General features: G+C 65.5%; 23 protein-coding genes. 8 read left to right on the top strand and 15 right to left on the bottom strand.

Annotated features, from left to right (window positions below):
• Positions 1-136 precede the first annotated feature (136 nt).
• Positions 137-763: a TetR/AcrR family transcriptional regulator gene (locus ACIBG0_RS18155; protein ID WP_397033771.1), complete on the bottom strand. Its 627-nt coding sequence runs from the start codon at positions 761-763 to the stop codon at positions 137-139.
• A gap of 150 nt (positions 764-913) precedes the next feature.
• Here ACIBG0_RS18155 and ACIBG0_RS18150 point away from each other — a divergent pair, with 150 nt between their 5' ends.
• Positions 914-1,186 (top strand): type II toxin-antitoxin system prevent-host-death family antitoxin, encoded by a 273-nt coding sequence (locus tag ACIBG0_RS18150; protein WP_364353731.1) that lies wholly within the window; start codon positions 914-916, stop codon positions 1,184-1,186.
• Positions 1,183-1,440 (top strand): Txe/YoeB family addiction module toxin, encoded by a 258-nt coding sequence (locus ACIBG0_RS18145; protein ID WP_397033769.1) that lies wholly within the window; start codon positions 1,183-1,185, stop codon positions 1,438-1,440. Before ACIBG0_RS18150 ends, ACIBG0_RS18145 begins: the two co-directional genes overlap by 4 nt.
• A gap of 15 nt (positions 1,441-1,455) precedes the next feature.
• On the opposite strand, the gene ACIBG0_RS18140 is transcribed toward ACIBG0_RS18145, so the two are convergent.
• The 3 genes from ACIBG0_RS18140 to ACIBG0_RS18130 are packed head-to-tail and all read right to left on the bottom strand — an operon-like array spanning position 1,456 to position 3,899.
• Positions 1,456-2,271, bottom strand: coding sequence for an exodeoxyribonuclease III (locus ACIBG0_RS18140; RefSeq protein ID WP_397033767.1), 816 nt, complete (start codon positions 2,269-2,271; stop codon positions 1,456-1,458).
• Between the two features lie 55 nt (positions 2,272-2,326).
• On the bottom strand, positions 2,327-3,316 hold the full coding sequence (locus ACIBG0_RS18135; protein WP_397033766.1) for a GNAT family N-acetyltransferase: 990 nt from the start codon (positions 3,314-3,316) through the stop codon (positions 2,327-2,329).
• On the bottom strand, positions 3,309-3,899 hold the full coding sequence (locus ACIBG0_RS18130) for a peptide deformylase (protein WP_397033764.1): 591 nt from the start codon (positions 3,897-3,899) through the stop codon (positions 3,309-3,311). The genes ACIBG0_RS18135 and ACIBG0_RS18130 overlap by 8 nt, the downstream gene beginning before the upstream one ends.
• A 186-nt stretch (positions 3,900-4,085) precedes the next feature.
• Between ACIBG0_RS18130 and ACIBG0_RS18125 the strand changes: the two genes are divergently transcribed.
• The 5 genes from ACIBG0_RS18125 to ACIBG0_RS18105 all read left to right on the top strand — a co-directional run bounded on the left by ACIBG0_RS18125 (position 4,086) and on the right by ACIBG0_RS18105 (position 8,635).
• Positions 4,086-4,433 (top strand): DUF3263 domain-containing protein, encoded by a 348-nt coding sequence (locus ACIBG0_RS18125; protein ID WP_397033762.1) that lies wholly within the window; start codon positions 4,086-4,088, stop codon positions 4,431-4,433.
• Positions 4,434-4,580: 147 nt separating this feature from the next.
• Positions 4,581-5,147 carry a LytR C-terminal domain-containing protein gene (locus tag ACIBG0_RS18120; RefSeq protein ID WP_397033761.1) on the top strand — a complete coding sequence of 189 codons (567 nt, stop codon included), beginning with the start codon at positions 4,581-4,583 and terminating at the stop codon, positions 5,145-5,147.
• 131 nt (positions 5,148-5,278) lie between these two features.
• A complete protein-coding gene (sodC, locus tag ACIBG0_RS18115; RefSeq protein WP_397033759.1) occupies positions 5,279-5,965 on the top strand; it encodes a superoxide dismutase[Cu-Zn] in 687 nt (228 codons plus the stop codon).
• 13 nt (positions 5,966-5,978) lie between these two features.
• Positions 5,979-7,124 carry a glutamate--cysteine ligase gene (locus ACIBG0_RS18110; RefSeq protein ID WP_397033757.1) on the top strand — a complete coding sequence of 382 codons (1,146 nt, stop codon included), beginning with the start codon at positions 5,979-5,981 and terminating at the stop codon, positions 7,122-7,124.
• Between the two features lie 224 nt (positions 7,125-7,348).
• On the top strand, positions 7,349-8,635 hold the full coding sequence (locus ACIBG0_RS18105; RefSeq protein ID WP_397034083.1) for a DUF5933 domain-containing protein: 1,287 nt from the start codon (positions 7,349-7,351) through the stop codon (positions 8,633-8,635).
• A gap of 61 nt (positions 8,636-8,696) precedes the next feature.
• Here ACIBG0_RS18105 and mnhG read toward each other — a convergent pair whose 3' ends face one another.
• The 8 genes from mnhG to ACIBG0_RS18065 form a co-directional block, all read right to left on the bottom strand.
• Positions 8,697-9,029, bottom strand: a complete 333-nt coding sequence (mnhG, locus tag ACIBG0_RS18100; protein WP_397033755.1) for a monovalent cation/H(+) antiporter subunit G — start codon at positions 9,027-9,029, stop codon at positions 8,697-8,699.
• A complete protein-coding gene (locus tag ACIBG0_RS18095) occupies positions 9,026-9,286 on the bottom strand; it encodes a monovalent cation/H+ antiporter complex subunit F (protein WP_397033753.1) in 261 nt (86 codons plus the stop codon). Before ACIBG0_RS18095 ends, mnhG begins: the two co-directional genes overlap by 4 nt.
• Positions 9,287-9,436: 150 nt before the next feature.
• Positions 9,437-10,003: a Na+/H+ antiporter subunit E gene (locus ACIBG0_RS18090; protein WP_397033751.1), complete on the bottom strand. Its 567-nt coding sequence runs from the start codon at positions 10,001-10,003 to the stop codon at positions 9,437-9,439.
• Positions 10,000-11,604, bottom strand: a complete 1,605-nt coding sequence (locus ACIBG0_RS18085; RefSeq protein WP_397033749.1) for a Na+/H+ antiporter subunit D — start codon at positions 11,602-11,604, stop codon at positions 10,000-10,002. The genes ACIBG0_RS18090 and ACIBG0_RS18085 overlap by 4 nt, the downstream gene beginning before the upstream one ends.
• A complete protein-coding gene (locus ACIBG0_RS18080) occupies positions 11,601-11,972 on the bottom strand; it encodes a Na(+)/H(+) antiporter subunit C (RefSeq protein ID WP_397033748.1) in 372 nt (123 codons plus the stop codon). Before ACIBG0_RS18080 ends, ACIBG0_RS18085 begins: the two co-directional genes overlap by 4 nt.
• On the bottom strand, positions 11,969-14,830 hold the full coding sequence (locus tag ACIBG0_RS18075) for a Na+/H+ antiporter subunit A (protein WP_397033747.1): 2,862 nt from the start codon (positions 14,828-14,830) through the stop codon (positions 11,969-11,971). Before ACIBG0_RS18075 ends, ACIBG0_RS18080 begins: the two co-directional genes overlap by 4 nt.
• A 111-nt stretch (positions 14,831-14,941) precedes the next feature.
• Positions 14,942-16,249: a hypothetical protein gene (locus tag ACIBG0_RS18070; RefSeq protein ID WP_397033745.1), complete on the bottom strand. Its 1,308-nt coding sequence runs from the start codon at positions 16,247-16,249 to the stop codon at positions 14,942-14,944.
• 119 nt (positions 16,250-16,368) lie between these two features.
• Positions 16,369-18,627: an AAA family ATPase gene (locus tag ACIBG0_RS18065; protein WP_397033743.1), complete on the bottom strand. Its 2,259-nt coding sequence runs from the start codon at positions 18,625-18,627 to the stop codon at positions 16,369-16,371.
• Positions 18,628-19,178: 551 nt separating this feature from the next.
• Here ACIBG0_RS18065 and ACIBG0_RS18060 point away from each other — a divergent pair.
• Positions 19,179-19,796 (top strand): hypothetical protein, encoded by a 618-nt coding sequence (locus ACIBG0_RS18060; RefSeq protein WP_397033742.1) that lies wholly within the window; start codon positions 19,179-19,181, stop codon positions 19,794-19,796.
• An 88-nt stretch (positions 19,797-19,884) separates the two neighbouring features.
• Here ACIBG0_RS18060 and ACIBG0_RS18055 read toward each other — a convergent pair whose 3' ends face one another.
• The 3 genes from ACIBG0_RS18055 to ACIBG0_RS18045 form a co-directional block, all read right to left on the bottom strand.
• On the bottom strand, positions 19,885-20,325 hold the full coding sequence (locus ACIBG0_RS18055) for a hypothetical protein (RefSeq protein WP_397033741.1): 441 nt from the start codon (positions 20,323-20,325) through the stop codon (positions 19,885-19,887).
• Positions 20,326-20,457: 132 nt separating this feature from the next.
• A complete protein-coding gene (locus ACIBG0_RS18050) occupies positions 20,458-20,811 on the bottom strand; it encodes a UBP-type zinc finger domain-containing protein (RefSeq protein ID WP_397033739.1) in 354 nt (117 codons plus the stop codon).
• Positions 20,811-22,313: an ATP-binding protein gene (locus ACIBG0_RS18045; protein WP_397033737.1), complete on the bottom strand. Its 1,503-nt coding sequence runs from the start codon at positions 22,311-22,313 to the stop codon at positions 20,811-20,813. Before ACIBG0_RS18045 ends, ACIBG0_RS18050 begins: the two co-directional genes overlap by 1 nt.
• Positions 22,314-22,319: the final 6 nt, after the last annotated feature.

The raw sequence follows: 22,319 nt of genomic DNA, 5'->3' as shown, positions 1-22,319 counted from the left end.
GACCGCACCTCCGGCTGGACCGCTGGATTCACCTCCATCGTAGTGCCGCCGGTGCCGCTATGGTGGGCATTTTGTCGGCCCATCGGCAACTTCTGCGGCATTTCGCCTAGCGATAGGGTGAAGTCCTGAACAATTGTCAGGCGTGACGTAATGCGCGGTACACGGCCGCCCCGACAAAGGCCCCGAGGCTCTGCGCATCCCAACCGCCCTCATCGGCAAGCAGTGTGCGCACCGCACCCTCACCTGCGGACACCCACAACTCGACAAGCACCGGCAACTTACGCTCGGCATCTTCGGTACCCCAGGCGCGCAGCGTCGGTCGCAGCAGCGTGGTGCAACGCTCGATGGCGAGCCGGCGACCGCGCCCGAACGAATCCGCAACGGCCGGATCGGGATTGCCGTACAGCAGCCGCCAGGCATCCGGTCGCTCGGCCGCCTTCTCCAGCAGTGCGCGGAAACCATCGACGAAAACGGTCTCGCCCGCGTCGACAGCGCGGGGTGGCAGCACTTCGAGCACGCCGCCGACCAGGAAGCTCTCCTCGCGCTGGATGAGCGCCTCGATCAGTTCGACGCGATCCGGGAAACAGGCGTAGACCACCGGCCTGGTCACATTCATCCGCTCGGCGATCGCGGCCATGGTGACCGCCGCGACGCCGTGCTCGACGGCAATCGCCAGTGCGGTATCGAGCACCTGGGGGCGGCGACGCTCCGGACCCAGATGCTGGGCCCGCTGCCGTGGCCGCACCGCCGTCTCGCTAGCCATGCGCACCAAGATATCAGCGTTACCCACCAGGTTTGCCCTGGTACCACGTCTCTTCCGCGCCCCCCCGAGGGAACGGTGCGGCCTGTCTACGGTGCACTCTATGTACGTGATGGCGTACATAGATACATACGAACGTTCGAGAGGACCGTCATGCGACCCATCTCCATCACCGAAGCTCGCGCCAATCTGGCTTCTGTCCTGGATTCGGCTACCGAAGACCTGGAAGAGGTCGTCATCACCCGCGCGGGACGAGAGTCTGCAGTCGTGATTTCGCTGCGTGAGTACCAGTCGCTGAAGGAAACCGCATACCTGCTCGGATCACCAGCCAATGCTCGCCATCTGGAGCGATCGATCGAGCAGTTACGGGCCGGCGAGACCGAACACCATGAACTCGTCGAAACAGACGACGAGGGCGTGGAGTGAAGGTCTTGTTCACGCCGGATGCCTGGGCCGACTATCTCTGGTGGCAAGCCAACGACAAGGCAACCCTGAGGCGAATCAACAGACTCAGCGAGGACATCACCCGCAACGGCTACGACGGGATAGGCAAGCCGGAACCACTGCGGCAGAACCTCGCTGGGTTCTGGTCGCGTCGCATTACATCCAAGCACCGCATTGTGTATGTGATCGAGGATGATACGGCCAAGATTGTCGCCTGCCGCTTCCACTATGAATGAGATCGGTATCAGCGATCAGTCGGTGAATTCGGCGATTACCGGGGCGTGGTCGCTGGGGCTTTTGCCTTTTCGTTCCTCGCGGTCGACCATCGCGTCCTTGGTGCGGGCCGCCAGGGTGGGGGAGGCGAGGATGAAATCGATGCGCATGCCTTCTTTTCGGGGGAAGCGCAGTTGGGTGTAGTCCCAGTAGGTGTAGACGCCGGGGCCGGGGGCGTAGGGGCGCATTACGTCGGCGAAGCCGGTTTCGACGATGGCGTTGAAGGCGTCGCGTTCGGGTTGGGAGACGTGGGTTTTATTGGCGAAGAATTCGACGGACCACACATCGTCGTCGGTCGGAGCGATATTCCAGTCGCCGACCAGGGCGATCTGCGCCTCCGGATGCTCGGCCAGCCATTGGGCGCCGTTGGCGCGCAGGGCGGCAAGCCATTCCAGTTTGTAGGTGTAGTGCGGATCGAGCAGTGTTCGGCCATTGGGGACGTACAGGCTCCAGACCCGGACCCCGCCGCAGGTCGCGCCGAGTGCACGCGATTCCACGATCGGGGCGCTGATCAGCGAGTCGGCCGCATCCTTGTCGAAGCCGGGCTGGTTCGGGAACGCGGCTTCCACATCGTCGAGGCCGATGCGGGAGGCGATGGCGACACCGTTCCACTGGTTCAGCCCGATATGGGCGACCTCATAGCCGAGTTCGTCGAAGCGCTCGAACGGGAACTGGTCGTCGCGACATTTGGTTTCCTGCATCGCGAGCACATCGATGTCCTGGCGGTCGAGGAAGTCCGCGACCCGGTCGAGGCGGGAGCGGATCGAATTGACGTTCCAGGTCGCGAGACGCACGGATGACTTCCTTCGCAATGGGCTATAGGTCTGTTGTACCGCAGCAGGAGTGGGTTCAGCGAGAGCCGTCCGGAGCGGCATAGCGGTAGGTGTGGTGGTCGAGGAAGCCCAGCTCGTGGTACATCGCGATGGCCCCGGTGTTCTCGGCCTCGACTTGGAGATAGGCGTGGGTGGCGCCGCGGTCGAAACCCCAGCGGATCAGTTCCGCGCAGATCAGCGAACCCAGTCCGTGCCTGCGGTGTTCGGCGGCCACCGCGACGCAGCTCAACCCGATCCAGCGACGCCCGTCCGGTGCGGTGGTGAGTGCACCACGACCGATCGCGATCGGCTGCGGCAATCCGAGCGATGCGAAACCCACTTCGCCGTCGTGCACAGCCGTCAGCACCTCGATCACCGGTTGCGTCGAAATCGGCTGTGTCGCAGGGTCTTCGCCACTGTAGCGATGCATCGTCAACCAGGCGTCATCGGGTGCGGGCACAATGCGCACCATCCGCGGGCCCTGGGGCAGGACGAAATTCTCGATATCGATCGCCAACAGCTGAGTTTCGCGCCAACTCCGCCAGCCCGGCGGCAACGTCGCGAGCCGGTCCGGCAGCGCGATCTGCACCGGCAGTCCATGTGCGGTGTACCACTCGCCGATCCGCTGCAGCGTATCCGCGCCCAAGGCTGCCGGGCCATCCGAACTGCCGAGCGGCACAGCGGAATTGGCGCGGTTGGTGTAGCCGCTTCCGGCTCGCAATAGCCAGCCGTCGATCCAACCCTGCTCGATGCCGGGCCACCCGTACGCCGCCGCGGCTTCGAGCGCTCGGATCTCCTTGGTGCGAATCGGCCTCGGCCCCAATGCCTTCATCGCGACCACACGATCCACCGCGACCGCGATGACTTGCCCGTCCGCGGCCCGCACGGTCGGCGGATCCAGCGAAATCAGTTCGCCGATCACATCTGTGAGCGATTGTGGATAACCCGCTGGCAACCGATACCGCAGCACCACACGCCGACCCAGCTGGATATCGGGCAGTGGCGAATCACCCGCAGGATCAGTCATCGTGTCCGAACGGGTCGGGCACGGTACCCGGAATCCAGCTGAGCCCCGGTGTGCCCCAACCGTTTCGCTTGATCGCCTTCTTGGCCGCGCGAGCGTTGCGGCCGATCAGCACATCCACATAGAGGAAACCGTCGAGATGTCCGACCTCGTGCTGCAGCATGCGGGCGAAGAAACCCTTGCCCTCGATTTCGACCGGTTCGCCGTGCTCATCGGTTCCGGTGACGCGCGCCCATTCGGCCCGGCCGGTGGGGAACTGCTCACCGGGCACCGACAGACAGCCCTCGTCATTGTCATCGGGATCCGGCATGGTCTCCGGAATCTCGGAAGTCTCCAGCACCGGATTGATCACGGCGCCCTTGCGGCGCACGGCCGAACCCTTGGCATCGATATCGGGGCAGTCGTAGACGAACAGCCGCAGGGGCACGCCGACCTGGTTCGCGGCCAGGCCGACGCCGTTGGCGGCATCGAGTGTCTCGTACATATCCGCGATCAGCCCGGCCAGTTCCTCCGGCGTCTTGGTGACCTGCTCGGTCGGATTGTGCAGAACGGGGTCACCGACGATCACGATGGGGAGGATTGCCATAGGGGCAATTATTGCCGATGGGCTCGCACGGGTCGCAGCCGCCGCGATCGCGGGTGGTCACGACGCGCTACCGACCGGTAGCGAACACGCCGCGACGGTGCTGGGGCAATGCCGCGGCCCATGGTTGAATGATCCGCGACCTACAAGCATCATTTTCGTCTGGTGGTTACTCGGCGAGGGAGCAAGATGGACGGCGCAGCGGCTCGGAGTCTTTCCGTGACCCAGGACGGCCCTTCTGCGAGCGAAGATGTCACGGCAGCCCCGCAGGTCGAAGGTGACGGTGACGGTCTCAGCCGTCGCGAACACGACATCTTGGCCTTCGAACGGCAATGGTGGAAGTACGCCGGGGCTAAAGAAGAGGCCATTCGTGAACTGTTCGGCATGTCGCCGACCAGGTACTACCAGGTTCTCAATGCCGTGGTGGATCGGCCGGAGGCATTGGCCGCAGATCCCATGCTGGTGAAACGGTTGCGCCGACTGCGGGCGAGTAGGCAGAAGGCGCGAGCCGCTCGGAGGCTCGGCTTCCAGGTATGACGCGCCGCAGTAGAAGCGGAGCCAGCGCAACGACCATAGGGCTCGGATTGCGGATAGGGTCATTGTCGTGAGCGAGCGTCAGCGAGTGAACCGTCAACACAGCGCGCCGTGGCGCACGGCGGAGCCGAGCGCCAGCGAGGCGCGGCCGTGAGCGACCCGAATCCCACCCCCGGCGGGCCGCCGTTGCGCGCGCTGGCGATGGTGTTGATCGCGCTGGCCATCGTTTTCGCCGGGCTCGGCGCTATGTCGTTATCGAGTTCGGACTCCGATACCTCGGGGGCCGGTGAAACCCCGAGCACAACGAGTCGGGCCGCTGCCACCACGGCGGTCGCGACGACCAACGCGCCGGTGCAGACCACGAGTTCGGCACTGACCAGTTCGGCGTCGGCCACCACGAAGCCGTCGACCACGACGACTACGCCGGCGACCACCACGGCGAATCGCGCTGTGCCGGTCCATGTTCTGAACAACAGCACCGTAGCTGGACTGGCCGCGCGCACCGCGAGCGAGCTCACCGCCGATGGCTGGAACGTTGCCGAGGTCGGCAACTATCCCGGCCCTAATATCACCAATACGACTGTGTATTACGGCAATAACCCCGGCGAGAAGGAAGCCGCCCTGGCCATAGCCGATGAACTGGGCGCGACCGCCGAGCCGCGCCCGGGTGGTTCGGGTTCGGGTTCGGGTGTGACAGTGGTTGTCACGGGTAACTGATCAGTGCGGGGTGCTCGCGACACGGCCCGGTCACGGGTGCGACACGGCGGGCGTGGCATCATCTTGTCCGGTAACGAACGTGTCCACCCAGCTTTACTCGTAAACTCGGTACTCGTAAAGGAGTTCCCCCGATGGCCCCGTCCACAACTCGTCGCCCGTCCTGGCGGACTGTGACCCCGGTGCTCGCTGTCGCGGTCTTCGGCCTCGCCGCCTGCACGAACAGCCAGGAGTCGAGCGACGTCCAGGGAACTACGCCGCCCGTGTGGACCGGTGCGTCCGCCCCGCCCGCCGGCGAATCCGGCACCGAGACCGGTGCCCCGAATGCCAACACGGGAGTGAAGGTCGACCTGAAGGACCCCGCCGGTTCCTCGGTCGCCGTCGCGAATATCACCAAGGACGGCAACCACCTGCAGGTCAGCATCGAGGCGCACGGCCTGCGTCCCGGCTTCCACGGCCTGCACGTCCACCAGGTCGGCAAGTGCGAGCCCAACTCGGTCGCGCCCACCGGTGGTCCGGCGGGTGACTTCCTGTCGGCCGGTGGTCACCTGCAGGTCGGCAGCGCCAATGCCCATCCGGCCAGCGGCGATCTGACGTCGCTCGAGGTCCGTTCCGACGGTACCGCCAAACTGGTCACCACCACCGATGCGGTGACGCTGGACGACATCAAGGGCAAGGCCCTGATGATCCACGCCGATGCCGATAACTTCGGCAATATCCCCAACCGTTATGTCCGCGCCGACGGCGTTGCCGGCCCGGACGACACCACATTGGCGACGGGCGACGCGGGTGGTCGCATCGCCTGCGGTGTAATCCAGTAGCAAGGTCACCGATATGGCCGGACCAGCAATCGCGCGGGTTCCCTTCCCCGGGTCGCCCCGGCCTACCATCGGGATCGAATGGGAGATCGCGCTCGTCGACAAGGTGACTCGCGATCTGTCGAATACCGCTGCGGCCGTATTCGATTCGCTCGGCGAACTACACTCCTACGACGGAACCCAGCAGGTCACCAAGGAATTGCTGCGCAATACGGTCGAACTCGTCACCGGTGTGCACAACACTGTCGGCGAAGCGGTCGATGAGCTGCGTGGCACCATGGACACCGTGCGCCGCGCCGCCGATCCGCTCGGCGTCGATCTGTTCTGCGCTGGCACCCACCCGTTCGCCCAGTGGTCTGCCCAACAGCTCACGCGCTCACCGCATTACGACGAATTGATCGATCGAACCCAGTGGTGGGGCCGCCAGATGATGATCTGGGGCGTGCACGTGCATGTCGGAGTTTCGCACGCCGAGAAGGTTTTTCCGATCCTCAACTCGCTGCTGCTGTCGTATCCGCACCTGCTCGCGCTATCCGCGTCCTCGCCGATGTGGGCGGGTTCCGATACCGGGTATGCCAGCAACCGGACGTTGATGTTCCAGCAGCTGCCCACTGCCGGTCTGCCGTTCCAATTCGAAAACTGGACCCAGTTCGAGCATTTCGTGCACGACGAAATGAAGACCGGAGTCTTCGAGCAACTCGGCGGTATGCACTGGGATATCCGGCCCGCGCCGAAATGGGGCACCATCGAGGTGCGCGTCTGCGATGGGATCTCGACCCGCGCAGAGCTGGCGGCCATGGCCGCGCTCATTCACTGTCTGATCGTCGATCTGGATCAGCGCCTCGAAAACGGTGAGACGCTGCCGACCATCCCGCCGTGGCATGCCCAGGAGAACAAGTGGCGTGCGGCCCGCTACGGCCTCGACGCGATCGTCGTCGTGGACGATGACAGCAATGAGCGGTTGGTCACCGATGATCTGATGGAACTGCTGGGGCGGCTGGAGCCGACCGCCAAGCGGCTCGGCTGTGCGGATGAACTCGCGTTCGTGGCGGAGATCCCGCAGCGCGGCGCGTCCTATCAGCGGCAGCGCAAAGTGGCCGCGAGCACCCAGGGTGATCTGGTCGCGGTGGTCGATGCCCTGGTCAAGGAGTTGAACCAGTAGTTCTGCCTGGTCGAAAGATCGACTGACGTTCAGCTGGTCAGGGGGATGGCGTTCATCCGCCGTTTACTATGGTCGACGTGCTTGTCGAAGATCCGAGTCAAAGAGGTGGCAGCGTCCCCGCGGCGCGAGCGACGGGCCCGGAGGCGGTAGCGGAGGGTAACCACGGAGGGACCCGGGAGCGCCGCGAATCGAATACCGAGCGGGCGCGCGCGCCGCGCTCGCGGATCTGGACGGCGGCCGCGATCGCGGCGGTGCCGGTACTGCTCATCGCCCTACAGGCGGGATCGATCGGGCACGATTTCGAGGGGCCGCTCGGCAGTCTGTGGCACGACTACGTCGGCACGCCCAAGTCCATGTCGGTGCCGTGGGCCGGACTCATCCTGGCGCTGGTCGGAATCTCCCAGCGCCGCAGGATAATCACGGTCGGCATTGCGGCGGGTATCGACGTGGTATGGGCGAGTGTTCGACTGCTGAGCGGCGAGTCGTTCGCCATCGGGAACGGGCCGACGCTCATGCTCACCGGTCTGGCGCTGGTCGCCGGATTCCGCTGGAGCGGGGTGGAGCGCCGCAATGCGCTGCACGCCGCCGCGCTGGGGGCTTTGCTGGTGCTGGCCACCAAGGTCGGCGATGTGTGGCTGCACATTACGGTCGTCAGTCGGCCACAGGTCTACGACGTCTATGTGGCACTGGCCGATCATGCGCTCGGTGATCCGTCCTGGGTGATAGGGCGCGTGGTGGATGCGCTCGGACCGGCCGTCTATGCGGTGCTGCACTGGGTTTACATCGAACTGCCGGTAGCGGCGATCGTCGTCGCGGTATGGCAGCTGCGTCGGGTGGTATCGACCGGTGTTTGGCCCACGCACTATCTGGTGCGCACCTTCCTGGTGCTCGGACTGATCGGTCCGGTCATCTACGTCATCTTCCCGGTAGTGGGCCCGATGTTCGGCTACGGCGCGGATGGCCACGGCATGCAGGTGGGCAACTTCTGGCCCGGTGTCGTCCCGCCGATCGATCGCAATCCCGCACCGCTGCCATTCGATTCCTTCACGCCACGCAACTGCGTGCCTTCCATGCATACCGCTTGGGCGCTGTCGGTCTTTCTGCACACTCGCAGGGACACCGATGGTTCGCGTGCTCCGCTGTGGCTGCGCTGCCTCGGCGCGTTCTGGTTGGCCGCCACGCTGACGGCGACACTGGGCTTCGGCTACCACTACGGCGTCGATCTGGTCGCCGGTGCGGTGCTGTGCCTGACGATCGAGTCCGCGCTGCGCGATCCCGAGCGCGGCTGGGGACGGTTCCGGGTGCGGCTGGTGCTGTTCGGTGCGGTGATCCTCGGCGCGCTGTTGCTCTCGTTCCGCTATCTCGCGGTTTCGATGGCCGAATATCCGGTGCTGGCAGGGACTGTGGTGCTCGCGCTGCTGGCCGCGATGGCTGCGGCGTTCCATGCGACGTGGTTCGCCGGGACTGCGGTGGTTGAGGCGGAACAGACTCCCGTCGGCGCGGCTCGATAGCCTGAGCATCCGCGGATTCGGCGCGAGAATGGGTGCTGGACCACGCCCGAGTTCCGTCGGCTCACAACGTATCGTCGCGAAACTCGTTCACCCGCGATAGCCCGTCACGGTAGCGCTGCTCCCGATACGCCGTTCGGCCGATCAGATGCGCGATTACCGGAGCGGTGAGCAGGGTGAACAGCCCGACCAGCACCAGCAGCCCGATATTGCCGTGGCCGCGCAATTGGATCGCCGCACCTTCCAGAACCAGGATCAGGCCCACCACCTGGGGTTTGGTGGCGGCGTGCATGCGCGAGAGCGTGTCAGGAAAGCGCACGATGGCAATCGATGCGGTCAGCGCGAGTGTCGCGCCACTCAGGATGAGGACCCCGGAGGCCACGTGCCACAGATTCATATGTCGTCCCGGATGTGGAATCGGGAGACCGCGGCGGAGCCGAGGAAGCCGACCAGTGCCAGCGCGACGATCGCGGGTACGACCGTGGTGTCGTCGCTGTAGGCGGCCCAGACCGCCAAGCCGGAGGCGGCAATGGCCATCAGCGAGTCGATGCCGACAACGCGGTCCTGGATGCTCGGCCCGGCCAGGATGCGATAGCCGACGATCACGGCGGCGGCCATCAGCATGATGCCCGCCACAATCGCGACAACAGTCACGACTCCACCTCGCTGACGCTCGGTTCCGCCGTGACCGGCGGTGCTGTGTCATTGGTTCCCTCGCTACGCTCGGTCACGACTCCACCTCGCTGACGCTCGGTTCCGCCGTGACCGGCGGTGCTGTGTCATCGGTTCCCTCGCTACGCTCGGTCACGGCTCCACCTCCGGAGTTGTTCGGGCCGAACGCCATTCGGTGGGGCGTTCGAACGATGAGATGAGCAGCCGTTCCAGCCGCCGCGTGGTCCGGTAGAACGCGTCGACCGCTTTATCACTGCTCACGTCCAGGACATGCACGTAGAAGACGCAGCGCCGCCGGTCGATCTCCAACACCATCGTGCCGGGAATCAGATTGAGCACATCGGCGCACAGCACCAGCACCAGATCCGATCGCATACTCAGATTCACCCGCAGCACACCGGAGACCGGCGGCGGCGCCGGACGGATCGCGAACCAGGCCACCTGCAGACTCGATTCCAGCGCGTAATACGCACTGACGACGATCAATTCGATCAGCGACAGCGGATGTATGCGCCCCGATACCGGGACGCGCGGCAGCGGCAAGGTCAGCATGATCAGCGCGCCGACGACGAGACCGGCCAGCAGATTGCCCACACTGACTTCGCCCCAGAGCGTCAGCCACACTGCCGTCAGCCACAACAGCACGCCGATGCGCACGGCGGTCGACCGATTCGGGACAAGCCGACGAGGGGTCCTCATCGGAGCTTGCCCTTCGCCTCGGCATGCGAATCGCCGAGCACCGCGCCGACATATACCGCCGGATTGCTCAGATCGTCGGCGGCCCGGTCGGTAATGCGCAGAATCGGACCGGCGAATACGGTCAGGCACAGACCGACCACCACGAGCGCCGCCGTCGAGCCGACCATCAGCACTGGCATGCGGCCCGGATCGGTGCGTTCGTCATAGCGCACATCGGTCGAATCCTCGACCAGCGTTGGTGGTTTCGCCGCGGTGAGATGCCCCTCCGGCGCCTCGACGCGCGGCCGCCAGAATGCCTTGCTCCACACGCGCGCCATGGCATATAGCGTCAGCAGGCTGGTTACCACCGAGCCCGCGACCAGCACCCAGGCCAGCACGCTGCCAGCCGCCGCGCCCGCCTGCAGCAGTGCGACCTTGCCGATGAATCCCGAGAAGGGCGGTATACCACCGAGATTCAAGGCGGGCACCAGGAACAGGATCGCAAGCAGCGGACTGGCCGCAGCCAAACCGCCAAGCCGTCGCAGCGATACCGAGCCCGCTTGCCGCTCGATCAATCCGACCACCAGGAACAGCGCCGTCTGCACCAGAATGTGGTGTGCCACATAGAAAACCGCGCCGGAAAGTCCGGCGGCGGTGGAGAGTCCGATGCCGAACACCATGTAGCCGATATGGCTCACCAGGGTGAACGACAGCAGGCGTCGGATATCGCTCTGCGCGATCGCACCGAAGATCCCGACCACCATGGTGAGCAGACCACACATCAGCAGCACATCGTCGAATCCGCCGTCCGGGAACAGCAGCGAGTGCGTCCGGATGATCGCGTACACGCCGACTTTCGTCAGCAGGCCTGCGAAAACCGCGGTTACGGGCGCGGGTGCCGTGGGGTAGGAATCGGGCAACCAGTTCGAGAGCGGAAAGACAGCGGCCTTGATGCCGAAGGCCACCAGCAGCACCGCGTAGACCGACATCCGAATACCATCGGGCACCTGGCCCATCCGCACCGCGAGCTGAGCCAGGTTCAGTGTTCCGGTGGCCGCGTAGGCCAGCGCGATGCCGGTCAAAAAGATGAGCGACGACACCATCGAGACCATCACATACGCGATACCGGCCCGGATCCGGTCCGCGGTCGCGCCGACGGTGAGCAGTACGAACGATGCGGCGAGCAGAATTTCGAAGCCGACGAACAGGTTGAACAGATCACCGGCCAGGAATGCGGCCGAAACACCCGCGGTGAGAACAAGATACGTCGGTCGGTAGATCGAGGTCGGCTGGCGCTCGTCACCGTCGCGAATATTCTGGCCCGCACCGTAGACCGAGACCGCGAGCAGCACGATCGCCGAGATGAGCAGCATGGCCGCGGATAGCCGGTCGAGGACCAGCGTGATGCCGATCGGCGCATTCCAGCCGCCGACCTGCAGCGCGGTGGTTCCGTCGCGATCGACCAGATACAGCAGCACGGCGCAGATGACCACCACGACCGACAGCACCGCCAGCATGATGAAGCGCTGGATGCGCGGCTGCCGCCCGAACACCAGCGTGCCCGCCGCCCCGAGCAGGGGCACCAGGACCGGTAGCGGCGCGAGCGCGGTCAGCGGAATCAATCCTCGGGATCCTCTCCCTCGCGCCGGGCGGCAACCTCGGCATCCTCGGGATCGTTGTGCACGGTGTCAGTGGTCGTGAGGATGTAGGAGCGATAGGCGAGGGCGAGCACGAAGGCCGCGAGACCCATGGTGATCACGATCGCGGTGAGCACCATGGCCTGGGCGAGCGGATCGGCCATATCCTCACCCTCACCCCGGATGGGTGGTCGACCGTCCCGCCCGCCCGCCGTCAGGATCAGCAGATTGACCGCATTGCCGAACAGAATCATGCCGAGCAGCATTTTCGAGACCGCGCGTTCCAGGATCAGATAGACACCGCACGCGACGTGAATCCCGATCAGGATCAGCAGGGTCAGATTCGCGCTCACCGGGAACCTCCTCGCACCGAGGCGGATTCGTCTTCGTCGGTGGCCAGCTCGCTGTCCAGGCGCGCGCCCAGGCTGCGCAGCACGTCCAGGACCAACCCGACCACGATGAGATAGACACCGAGATCGAAGAACAATGCGGTGACCACCTTGATATGCCCGATCAGCGGCAGCGTCACTTCCACAATCGCCGATGACAGCGGCGGTGCGCCGAGCAGCAGGGAGGTGCTCGCGGTCCCTGCCGCCAGCGCCAGCCCGCCGCCGAGCAGATGTCCCGCGTCGACGGGCAGCGCCTCGCCGAGTTCGTAGGGGCCGCCCGCCAGATAGCGCAGCGTCAGCGCGAGTCCGGCGGTCAGCCCGCCCGCGAAACCACCGCCCGGCGCATTGTGGCCGGAGAAGAAGAAGTACACCGACAGCACCATGATGGTCGGGAAGACCAGTCGGGTGGTGACCTGCAGGACCATCGATCTGTCCCGCCGATCCACCAGCCGCCCCGCCGGCAACCAGCTGATCAGTTCCGGATCGTAGTTCGGGGCGTCCGCTGCCCGCGGGGCACTGCCGAAACGGCGGCTGCGGAATACCAGCGATGCCACACCGGTCGCGGCCACGACGAGTACCGAGATCTCGCCGAGGGTGTCCCAGGCCCGGATATCGACCAGCAGAACGTTGACGGCGTTCTTACCGCCGCCGAATGTGTATGCGGCATCGGGGATCAGGTGCCAGATGGGTTCGGTGGAACGAGCGGCGACGGCGAAGGCGGCCAGCACCGCGACCGTCGCGCCGACCAGTGCGGACAGGATTGCCCGCCGCACTTTGAATGGGGCCGTGCGGCTTTCCTCGATTTCGGCGGGGAAGGCACGCAGCACCAGCATGAAGATCACCAAAGTCAGTGTCTCGACGAGGAATTGGGTCAGCGCGAGATCGGGCGCACCGTGCAGTGCGAAGATCACACCGCAGCCGTAACCGGAGACACCGACGACGAGCACACTGGCCAATCGGTTGCGCAGCACCGTCGCGGCCAGTGTCATGACGGCCATGATCGCGCCGATGACGACCTGAAACGGCGAATCCCACAGGCGCAGGCGAACTCCGGTGCGGGTGTCGATCGCGAGCAGCACTGTCGGCAGCAGGATCAATGTCACCAGGATCGCCGCCTGACTCAGCGGCAGCGAGCCGCGCTGCACCGCACCCGTCATTCGCAGTGACAGCCGGTCCATGGCCCGCAGGGTGGCGTCGTAGGCGCGGTCGGCATTGCCGAGCATGGTCGCGGATTCGCCGATGTGACCCCGCAGCTGGAAGATCACGATGCCCGCGACGATGATCAGGATGGTCAGCGCCAGTGGGAAAGCGAAGCCGTGCCAGAGCGCGAGATGCGAATCGAGCATGCCAGGAAGGGTTTTCGCATAGGGGTTCAGCAGTTCGTCCAGCCATGGCGTGCCGAGACCCGCAACCAAGCTTCCCACCGCGAGCACGGCGGGCGCAGCTGTGAACAGCGCTCCTGGCGCGTGCCACTGGCCATTTTCCGAACAACCGTGTTCCGCGAGGCGCACCTGCTCGCTACCGGATAGCACCTCCCTATCCGCAAAGGCGCCCCAAATGAACCGAATGCTGTACGCAACGGTCAGTGTGGACCCGAGCATCACACCGACGGCCAATGCGGCCTTGGCCGGTATGGCAAGGACATCGGCATCCAACACCGCTGCCAGCGCACTTTCCTTGCCCACGAACCCGACTAGCGGCGCAATCCCGGCCATGCTCAGCGCCGCCAATACCGCGACCCCGCACAGCACCGGTGCCCGCCGCCCCAGCCCCGACAACTCCCGCAGATCCCGGGTACCGGCCCCGTGGTCGATGATCCCGACCACCATGAACAAACACGCCTTGAACAGCGCATGCGCCACGATCAAGGCCGAACCGGCCAGCGCCGCATCCGGCGTACCCAGCCCGACCAGCATGATCAGCAACCCCAACTGGCTCACCGTCCCGAAGGCGAGCACCAGCTTCAGATCCGTCACCTGCAACGACCGCAACCCGGCGAGCACCATCGACGCCACACCCAGCGTGAGGATCAACGGATGCCAGGCCGGGCTTTCCGCGAATACCGGCGCCAATCGCGCCACCAGATAGACGCCCGCCTTCACCATTGCCGCCGCGTGCAGGTACGCGCTCACCGGTGTCGGCGCCGCCATCGCGCCCGGCAGCCAGAAGTGCAGCGGCACGATCGCCGATTTGCTCAATGCCCCGGCCAGCAGCAGGACCACGGCGACATCCACCGCGATGCCGGATGGCGCCCCGGCGAGTAGATCCGACAGTAGGTAGCTGCCGCTGACCTGACCGAGGATGACGATCCCGACCAGCATCGCCAGCCCGCCCGCCCCGGTCACCAAGAGCGCCTGGATCGCCGCCCGCCTGCTCACCGCCTGTTCGGCATGGTGACCGACCAGCAGGAACGACAACACCGTCGTCATTTCCCAGAAGACATAGAGCAGCAGCATGTTATCGCTGACGACCAGGCCGAACATGGCCGCGGCGAAGGCGACCAACTGGGCCGCGAACACCAGTAGCCGCGGTTCGTCGTCCTCGAAATACCGTGCGCAATAAGTCAGAATCACCGCACCGACGCCGAGCACCAGCGCGGACATGATCGCGGCGAGCGAATCGAAGCGCAGCTCGATATTCATGTCGATGCTCGACGCCCACTGGACCCGAACCCGCTGTGTGCTACCCCAATTCGCGATCACCCAGCCGAGACAGCCGAACGGGACGAGCGCGAGTACGTAGAAACCGTTGCGCCCCAATGCCCGCACGCACAGCGGTGCCGCGAGTGCGGCTATCACGAGCGCGAGCAGGATTCCGAGCAAACTGCACTCCGTCGGGTAGTTGCGGCGGGGTGATTACCCATGACCTTACTCGGAGCCTGCGACTTTCGTCAGCCGAGCGAATATGGCATATGCCATCTCCAAGCGTATGGGCTATATGTCCGCTAACGATTGGTCGTCGACGGATTGCCCCGGCTTGGGTCGGCTGCGCGGACGGACTCGGCGCAGCACTATCAACCCGATGGCCGAGCCGCAGGCTATCGCGAGCGCGGTCCGACCGGCCAGGGCTTGATGATCGGCGCCCCCGTTCGGCGGCCATTCGGCGGTGTCGTGCGGCAGTGCGGTGATGATCGATGGCAGATACAGCGCCGAGAGGGCGAGCACCCCACTCGGTGCGTATCGGGGACGCGCGGTGCCACAGCAGTATCCGGCCGTCAGTGCCAGAGCCGCGCTGCCGGCCGCGGTCACGTAGCGATGCTCGTGCGGGGGCTGCACCAGGGCGAATACCGCTAGTCCGGTGATCAGCAGGATGGCGATGAAGGTCGAGGGCAGGCGTACCCCGATGAGCAGCCCGACCGCGGTGACCGCGAGCAGCGCGGCGATGCTCCACCCAGGCCGCGGATCCCCGCCGATCGCCTCGGCAGCGGCGACCAGACCCACCGCCAAATACACGCCGGTGCCGTCGCGTCCGGGTAGCAGCATGGCCGCGGCGGTGGCGGCGATGACCGTCGCGGCGACCGCCATCCCGATTTCGACCGCATGACTGACGTTCGGCGCGTGTTGATACTGGCGCGCCAGCCATTCGGTAATGGCCAGGATCACCAGTGCCAACACCATCGAGGCCAGGATCGGCGTGACCGGAAGTTCGACGGTGATCCCCGGCGGCCGCGATTGCTCGGGCTGGGACCGGTTGCGCAGCGTGCTGATGATCAGCAGTATCACCGCCACGCTGACGAGCCAGCGCGGGGGTGTTTCGAGTGCCGCGTACGGATTGTCGTAGGCGATATCCAACAGTTCCGCGAGGTCACCGAAGACGAAGAACCCCGCGGTGCCGATCGCGAATCCGGCCGCCGGACCCGATCGGCGTCGCACCGCCGCGCCCAACGCGCCGAGCAGTACGCCGGCCAGAATCGAATCCAGATAGTTCTGGGTGGTCAGCAGGTCGGCCGAGGAGACATGGCGCCCGGCAATGTGATTGATGTCCATGGCGATCGCACCGAACAGCGCCGCTGTCCACGCCACCAGCGGCTTGTGGAAGGTGATCACCAGCACCGCGACGGCCACCGCGACGATCACCCCGATCGCGGCCCCGCGTGGGACGCTGTTGTTCAGGCTGGCCAACCGATACGGCGAGCTGTCGGCGGTCCATCGGAAGGTGATCGGCAGGAACAGGGCGACGCCCGCGATCACGGCCCCGAAGAAGGCCGTGATCGTATCGATCGCATCGCCGATCTTGCGCACCTCGTCGAACTTACTCGGGCTCGACGCGGGATCCGATGATTGCGACCATATTGCCCGGATATGTCGGACAGGCAGAAAGTCCAGGAAGATGGCAGTTACTGAATGATTGCTGTAATCGGCTATCGACGACTGTCCGCGTACCGGCGCAGCGACTCGATCTGCTCGGCATCCAGCGACGGGCGCACCACCGCCAAGGCCGCCGCGACATCCCTGGCGGTGACATCGGCGGCGTCCATATCCCGGCGCATCGCGGTCAATGCGGCCTCGCGCAGCAAGGCACTGCAATCGGCCGCGGAATAGCCGTCCAGGTCGGCGGCGAGCGCGGCCAGGTCGACATCGGCGGCCAGCGGCACCGACTTCCCTGCGGCGCGCAGGATTTCCAGGCGGGCCTGGCGATCCGGCGGCGGCACGAAGATCAGCCGTTCCAATCTGCCGGGGCGAAGCAGTGCGGGATCGATCAGTTCCGGACGGTTCGTCGCCCCGAGCACCACCACGTCACGCAGCGGTTCCACGCCGTCGAGTTCGGTCAGCAGTGCGGCGACTACGCGGTCACCGACGCCGGAGTCGCTGTTGCGCCCGCGGCGCGGTGCGAGCGCGTCCACCTCGTCCAGGAAGATCAACGAGGGCGCGGAATCGCGTGCGCGCTGGAATAATTCGCGCACCGCGCGCTCGGAGGCGCCGACCCATTTGTCCATCAATTCGGCGCCTTTGACCGCATGCACGCTGAGCTGACCGGTTCCGGCCAGCGCCCGGATCAGGAAGGTCTTACCGCAGCCCGGCGGACCGTAGAGCAGTACACCGCGCGGCGGGCGAATACCGAGGCGGGCGAATGAATCCGGGTGGCGCAGCGGCCAGAGCACGGTTTCGGTGAGCGCTTCTTTGGTTTCGACCATGTCCCCGACGTCATCGAGGCCGAGGCTGCCGATCGCGAGTTCCTCGGTGCCGGAACGTGATAGCGGCCGGATCACCTCGGTGGCGCCGAGCAGGTCCGGTTGGGTCAGCTCCGGTTCCGACTGTTGTTTACTGGCCCGCGAAGCCGCGCGCAACGCCGCCTCGCGGCACAGCGCGGCTAGATCGGACACCACGAATCCAGGTGTGCGCGAGGCGATCTCGTCTATCTTCAGATCCTTGGTCGGTACCTTGCGCAACAGCTGCTCCAGCAGTGCCTTGCGCACGGCGGCGGTGGGCAGCGCGAGTGCGAGTTCGCGATCGCAGAGATCGGGCGCGCGCAGCCGCGGATCGATACCGGCCGGATGCGCCGTGGTCGCCAGGAGTGCCACGCAGGGTTCGGCGATCGCGGCGCGCAACTGGTCCAGGATCAGCGTGGCGACCGGTTCGGCCGGTGCGGGCAGCAGCGCGTCGATATCGGTGACGAGCAGGATTCCACCTCGCCCGCAACCGATTTCGGATACCGCGGCCGCGACCTCGCGCAACCGCGCACCGCTCTCGGCCGCGCCGACCGTCGGGCCGTCCAATTCGACAATGCGCCGCGGCGCCGCCACCGCACGCGCCAGCGTGGCCTTGCCGACTCCGGCCGGGCCGGTGATCAATACCCCGAGGTGTGGTGTGGCGCCGAGGGCCTTCAGCAGCTCCGGTTCGTCGAGTGCCAGGCTGAGCCACTCCTGGAGTTTCGCGGCCTGACCGTGCGCACCCGCCAGATCCTCGACCGGAATGGCCGACTCGCCGACGGTCGCGGTCCAGCCCGCGCCCGTCCCATTGGTCGCGCACAGCGCCGCTGCCTCGGTGGCCCCGCGCGCGGCCTCACCCGCCGCTGCCGGCAGCCCGGCCGCCGCCCGATCGGCGGAATCCCGGGCCGCCACCGCACTCGCGCCCCAGACCACTGCGGTATTCGGCTGCACGCTCACCGGAGCGCGGGCGGGATCGGTCGCGGTTACGGTCAGCAACTCGGTGGTCCAGGCAATACCGAAGGTGCGTGAAAGGGACTGGGTGGCAGCCGAAGAGCTGATATCCGGGCCGAGGTCCCGGGGCAGCAGCGATACCGTGTCACCGACCGTGACCACCTTGCCCAGCAGCGCCTGGCGCAGCGTTGCCGCGGGAATAGTCCTGGTGGCATGTACCGAACCGCTCAGCGAGATCTGTTTGGCGCCGTACACGGTCGCGGGGGAGACCACCACATTCGCGTCCTCGCGCAGTCCCGCATTGGACAATGTCACGTCATCGAGCAGTGCTACCCCCGCCGGTGTGCCTGCCGGAGCCTTCCCGACCACCGCGGCGGTGCGCCGTGCCCCGATCAGCGCGATACCGTCCCATTCCCGCAGGCCGAGCGCGGTGAGTGCCTCCGGATGTAACCGGACCACCCCGCGCCTGGCATCCGCGGCGGAGGGATTCAGTCGAGCGGTGAGCGCGAGTTCTGCCACTGTGTCATTCTGCCCGCGTCCGGCCCTCGTTGGTCGGCTGACCGTCGGATAGATCGCGGATACGCGGAAAATCCTCGATGGCGAGCGCTGCCATCCGGCATTTCCGGCCGGCAATCCAAATTGTGAATGTACTCACGGAACCGAAAACGGCCTCGGATCGTCGTCGATTCGCCGATTGGACGTGCAATGCGGCAGGGCACTGTTGACCAGTAATTTCGCACCGGAGACTGGTACGCCTGTCCGAGTCGATTTCACCAGCGAACGGTCAATCGCGCCGCCGCAGCACGGTGACCAGGACCTACGGCTGGGCTGCGATATGACGTGCGACTGTTTCAGAGTTATCGGCTCAGCTCGAGCAAATGCTGGGCATCTCTCATGTGTCCCGACGGTATTGCAAATCGATCCGCGAAACTGTGGATAGCTAAACTTCGGCAATTGTGTCGACGATTTCATGACTGACGAACCCCGATGTGCGACAACGAATTCCGCACGCTAACGTTCTGTTCCCGCCCCTTGTCGGGCGGGACAACAAAGTGGAGGGAATTCAAGGAATGAAGTTCGGAAAGATCACTACTGCTGTCTTCATGGCTGTCACCGCGGTGGGGATTACCGCGGCTACCGCCAATGGGCAGCCCGCTGTGGCGACTGAGCAGCCGGCGGCAGTGACCCAGGGGGGCGTGACTTCTGGTGTTGCCCACGGAATCAACTACCACACAACGGTTTCCCCAACTGATAAGACCATCACCTGGGCGGTTGACAGCGGCCGCTTCGAGCTGGCCTCGGACGGTGCCGCAGTGCTGCTGAAGTCCGACGACGGCGCGACGGTGGACCAGGTGCCGCTGCACTCCGAGGTCGCGGGACTTCCGATCGCGGTAAGCCAGCAGATCAGCGCGGACGGCCACACTCTGGCGCTGACTTCGACGATGACCCCGGCGGACACCGCGAAGGTGAACGACATTGCGGGCCTGAAGGACATCAGCTCCTACGACCGGCTCATGGAGCAGGTCAACAAGAACCTGCCCGGCATCGTCATCGGTGCCGTCATCGGGGCTTTCATCCCGTTCCTGTGGATCATCAGCATCCCGGCCGGTGCGCTGATCGGCGGATACGTCATGGGCGGCCAGGAGTTCCTCGACGCCGTGATCGCGTTCGCCACCGGTCAGCCCTGATCGTCGCGCCATGAATAGAACGCGCGTACACAGCGCCTGCCCGCTGTGTACGCGCGTTCTGTGTATGTGCCGTTGATGCCGCGGCCGCTTATTTGTCCTTTTCGACGATCCCGGCGGCCACCGCGACCGGGGTATCGGTGTAGGTGGGGGCCAGGCAGACGAGTTTGGCGGTGCCGAGCGCGACATTCGGGCTGCCCTCGAACTCGCTGCCCGGATTCTCCGCGAGCACCTTCTCGATCAGCGACTTCTCCTCGGTGCTGTCCAATTTCTTGAATTCACCGCAGGTGGTGCTCGACGCCGGGCCGAGCGAGGGATAGTTCGCCGTGGTCTTGGTGGTGGTCGGTGCGTCGGCGGCCGTGGTCGGCGCTGCGCCGGTCGCGGAAGTGGTGCTGGCGGGCGTACTGGTGCCCGTCGCGCCCTTGCGCAGACCGTTCGCATCGGAGCTGGAATCGTCCGAACTGCCACATCCGGCCAGCGCGACGGCCACCGCCCCGGTGGCCAGGGCGATGGCGGTAACTCGCTTGATCACGTGCGTTCCCCGGTAACTCGCGGCGCCGGAGTCTCCGGCGCGTCCGGAGCAGGGTACCGGGTGGGATCGTTCGGTTGTCATGGAGCCCACAGTGTGGGACGGCCCTTACGCTTTCCGAACGATCCCTGATGGTCAGTGGATGTGGCTCTGCCAATCGGCCGGCACCCGGTCGCGCGGTCCTGGCACCGACTGGTCCACCGGATGATGCGTCGGCGGCGCGAGTTCCGGTCCGCCGCTGTACATCTCCTCGGAGCGGAAGTCGAAGAACCAATCCTCGCCCGGCTCATAGCTCTGAATGAACGGATGTCCGGTGTCCTTGGCGTGTTTGGAGGCGTGCTGCTCCGGCGAGGTGTCGCAGCAGCCTATATGGCCGCACTGTGCGCAGCGCCGCAGATGCACCCACCAGCCCTGGGCCGCTTCACATTCCATACAGCCCGGACCGCTGGGCGCGACCGCGGGATCGATACCCTCCAACTCCTGCGTCATCACTGACCTCCTGCTTCGGCTTCGGATCGCTCGCCGGTTTCCGGCATTTCCTCGGGACGGTGCAGCGGGAGCCAGACCGTGAATCGGGTATTGCCCGGCTCGGAATCGAGTTGGATATCGCCGTGGTGTTTATTCACCACGATCCGGAACGAAATATCCAGGCCCAGACCGGTTCCCTCGCCCACCGGCTTGGTGGTGAAGAACGGTTCGAAGATGCGACTGCGCACCTCGGCCGGTACCCCCGGCCCGGTATCGCCGATTTCGATGACGGCGCAATCGTTTTCGCGCCTGGTGCCGATGGTAAGGGTGCCCTGGCCGTTCATCGCGTACACCGCGTTATCGATCAGGTTGGTCCACACCTGATTCAATTCCGCCGCGTAGCAGGGCACTTCGGGCAATGTCCGGTCGTACTCCTTGACCACCTTGACGCCGTCGCCGATCTTGCGGCTCAGCATCACCAGCGTGCTGTCGAGCAGTTCGTGGATGTCGACCACCTGGAACGGCGCCCGATCCATCTGCGAATACTGTTTGGCCGCACCGATCAGGGTGGAGATGCGGGTGGTCGAATCGGCGATCTCGTTCATCAGCAACTCGGTCTCGATGGTGTAGTTCAGCCATCGGATCGCGCCCTGGAATACCAGGTCCGGACAGCCCTCCAGGGTGGCCGAAACCCGTTCCAGCCAGTCCACATCGAAACCGGCCTGCACGAAATTCGGGGCCAGGTTCCAGGCGTCCTCGATGCTGTGATCCTCCAGCCATTCGCTGAGGATGTCCTCGCGCTCGGAGGCCTCCAGGGTGGTCAGCTCCGGCGCCTTGGCGACCTGGGCGGCGGCCTCCTCCTGCAGGCGCACCAGCGCTTCCAGGGATTCGGTATCGAATTTGCCCTGGGCCATCATGGCCAATTTGTGCCGCATGCCCGCGACCCGATCGCGCAGGCCGGAAGTGGCGCGCACCGCGGCGGCGGCCGGATTGTTCAGCTCATGGGTCAGACCCGCCGACAAGGAGCCCAATGCGAGCAGGCGTTCGCGCTGGGCGATCCGCTCGATGTTACTGCGGTTACCGAAGAATGCGCCCTCGAGCAGGTGCACGGCCATCGGGAACCAGTCGTGCATCATCCGCGCGAAGGCGCCGGCATCCAGTACGAAGAATCGGGACCGACGGGTCACGTACATCGAACCGGTGTAGGTCTGGTCGACCTTGTCGCCGAGATAGGCGGTCCACGCACCCGCGTACGCGCCGCGATAGTCGGTGCGCGACATCTCGATCTCGGTGCCGCCGGAGAGCTTGGTGAGCTGCACCTCGCCCTCGATCATCACGTAGAAGCAGGTGGCCGGATCACCTTCCCGGAAGACCAGTCCCGTTTCGATGATCTCGATGCGGCCATGGGCGCACAGCAGCTCCAGCTGTTCGTCGGTGAGCTTCTCGAACAGAAAGAGGCTGCGCAGTTCCTCGGGATCGCAGACCAGATGACTGCTGCGCTCCGCTGTCTCCTTCGAATTCATGGTCCA

This window comes from Nocardia sp. NPDC050630 (genome assembly GCF_044457245.1).
Classification (GTDB): Bacteria; Actinomycetota; Actinomycetes; order Mycobacteriales; family Mycobacteriaceae; genus Nocardia.
Note: the sequence above shows the minus strand (reverse complement) of the source record. Positions and strands in the feature narration are given on the sequence as shown.

Excerpts from the sequence above, each read along its gene's own strand:
- ACIBG0_RS18155 (WP_397033771.1), bottom strand. The coding sequence starts at position 763 with ATGGCTAGCGAGACGGCGGTGCGGCCACGGCAGCGGGCCCAGCATCTG.
- ACIBG0_RS18150 (WP_364353731.1), top strand. The coding sequence starts at position 914 with ATGCGACCCATCTCCATCACCGAAGCTCGCGCCAATCTGGCTTCTGTC.
- ACIBG0_RS18135 (WP_397033766.1), bottom strand. The coding sequence starts at position 3,316 with ATGACTGATCCTGCGGGTGATTCGCCACTGCCCGATATCCAGCTGGGT.
- ACIBG0_RS18130 (WP_397033764.1), bottom strand. The coding sequence starts at position 3,899 with ATGGCAATCCTCCCCATCGTGATCGTCGGTGACCCCGTTCTGCACAAT.
- ACIBG0_RS18125 (WP_397033762.1), top strand. The coding sequence starts at position 4,086 with ATGGACGGCGCAGCGGCTCGGAGTCTTTCCGTGACCCAGGACGGCCCT.
- sodC (WP_397033759.1), top strand. The coding sequence starts at position 5,279 with ATGGCCCCGTCCACAACTCGTCGCCCGTCCTGGCGGACTGTGACCCCG.
- ACIBG0_RS18110 (WP_397033757.1), top strand. The coding sequence starts at position 5,979 with ATGGCCGGACCAGCAATCGCGCGGGTTCCCTTCCCCGGGTCGCCCCGG.
- mnhG (WP_397033755.1), bottom strand. The coding sequence starts at position 9,029 with ATGAATCTGTGGCACGTGGCCTCCGGGGTCCTCATCCTGAGTGGCGCG.
- ACIBG0_RS18090 (WP_397033751.1), bottom strand. The coding sequence starts at position 10,003 with ATGAGGACCCCTCGTCGGCTTGTCCCGAATCGGTCGACCGCCGTGCGC.
- ACIBG0_RS18060 (WP_397033742.1), top strand. The coding sequence starts at position 19,179 with ATGAAGTTCGGAAAGATCACTACTGCTGTCTTCATGGCTGTCACCGCG.
- ACIBG0_RS18050 (WP_397033739.1), bottom strand. The coding sequence starts at position 20,811 with ATGACGCAGGAGTTGGAGGGTATCGATCCCGCGGTCGCGCCCAGCGGT.
- ACIBG0_RS18045 (WP_397033737.1), bottom strand. The coding sequence starts at position 22,313 with ATGAATTCGAAGGAGACAGCGGAGCGCAGCAGTCATCTGGTCTGCGAT.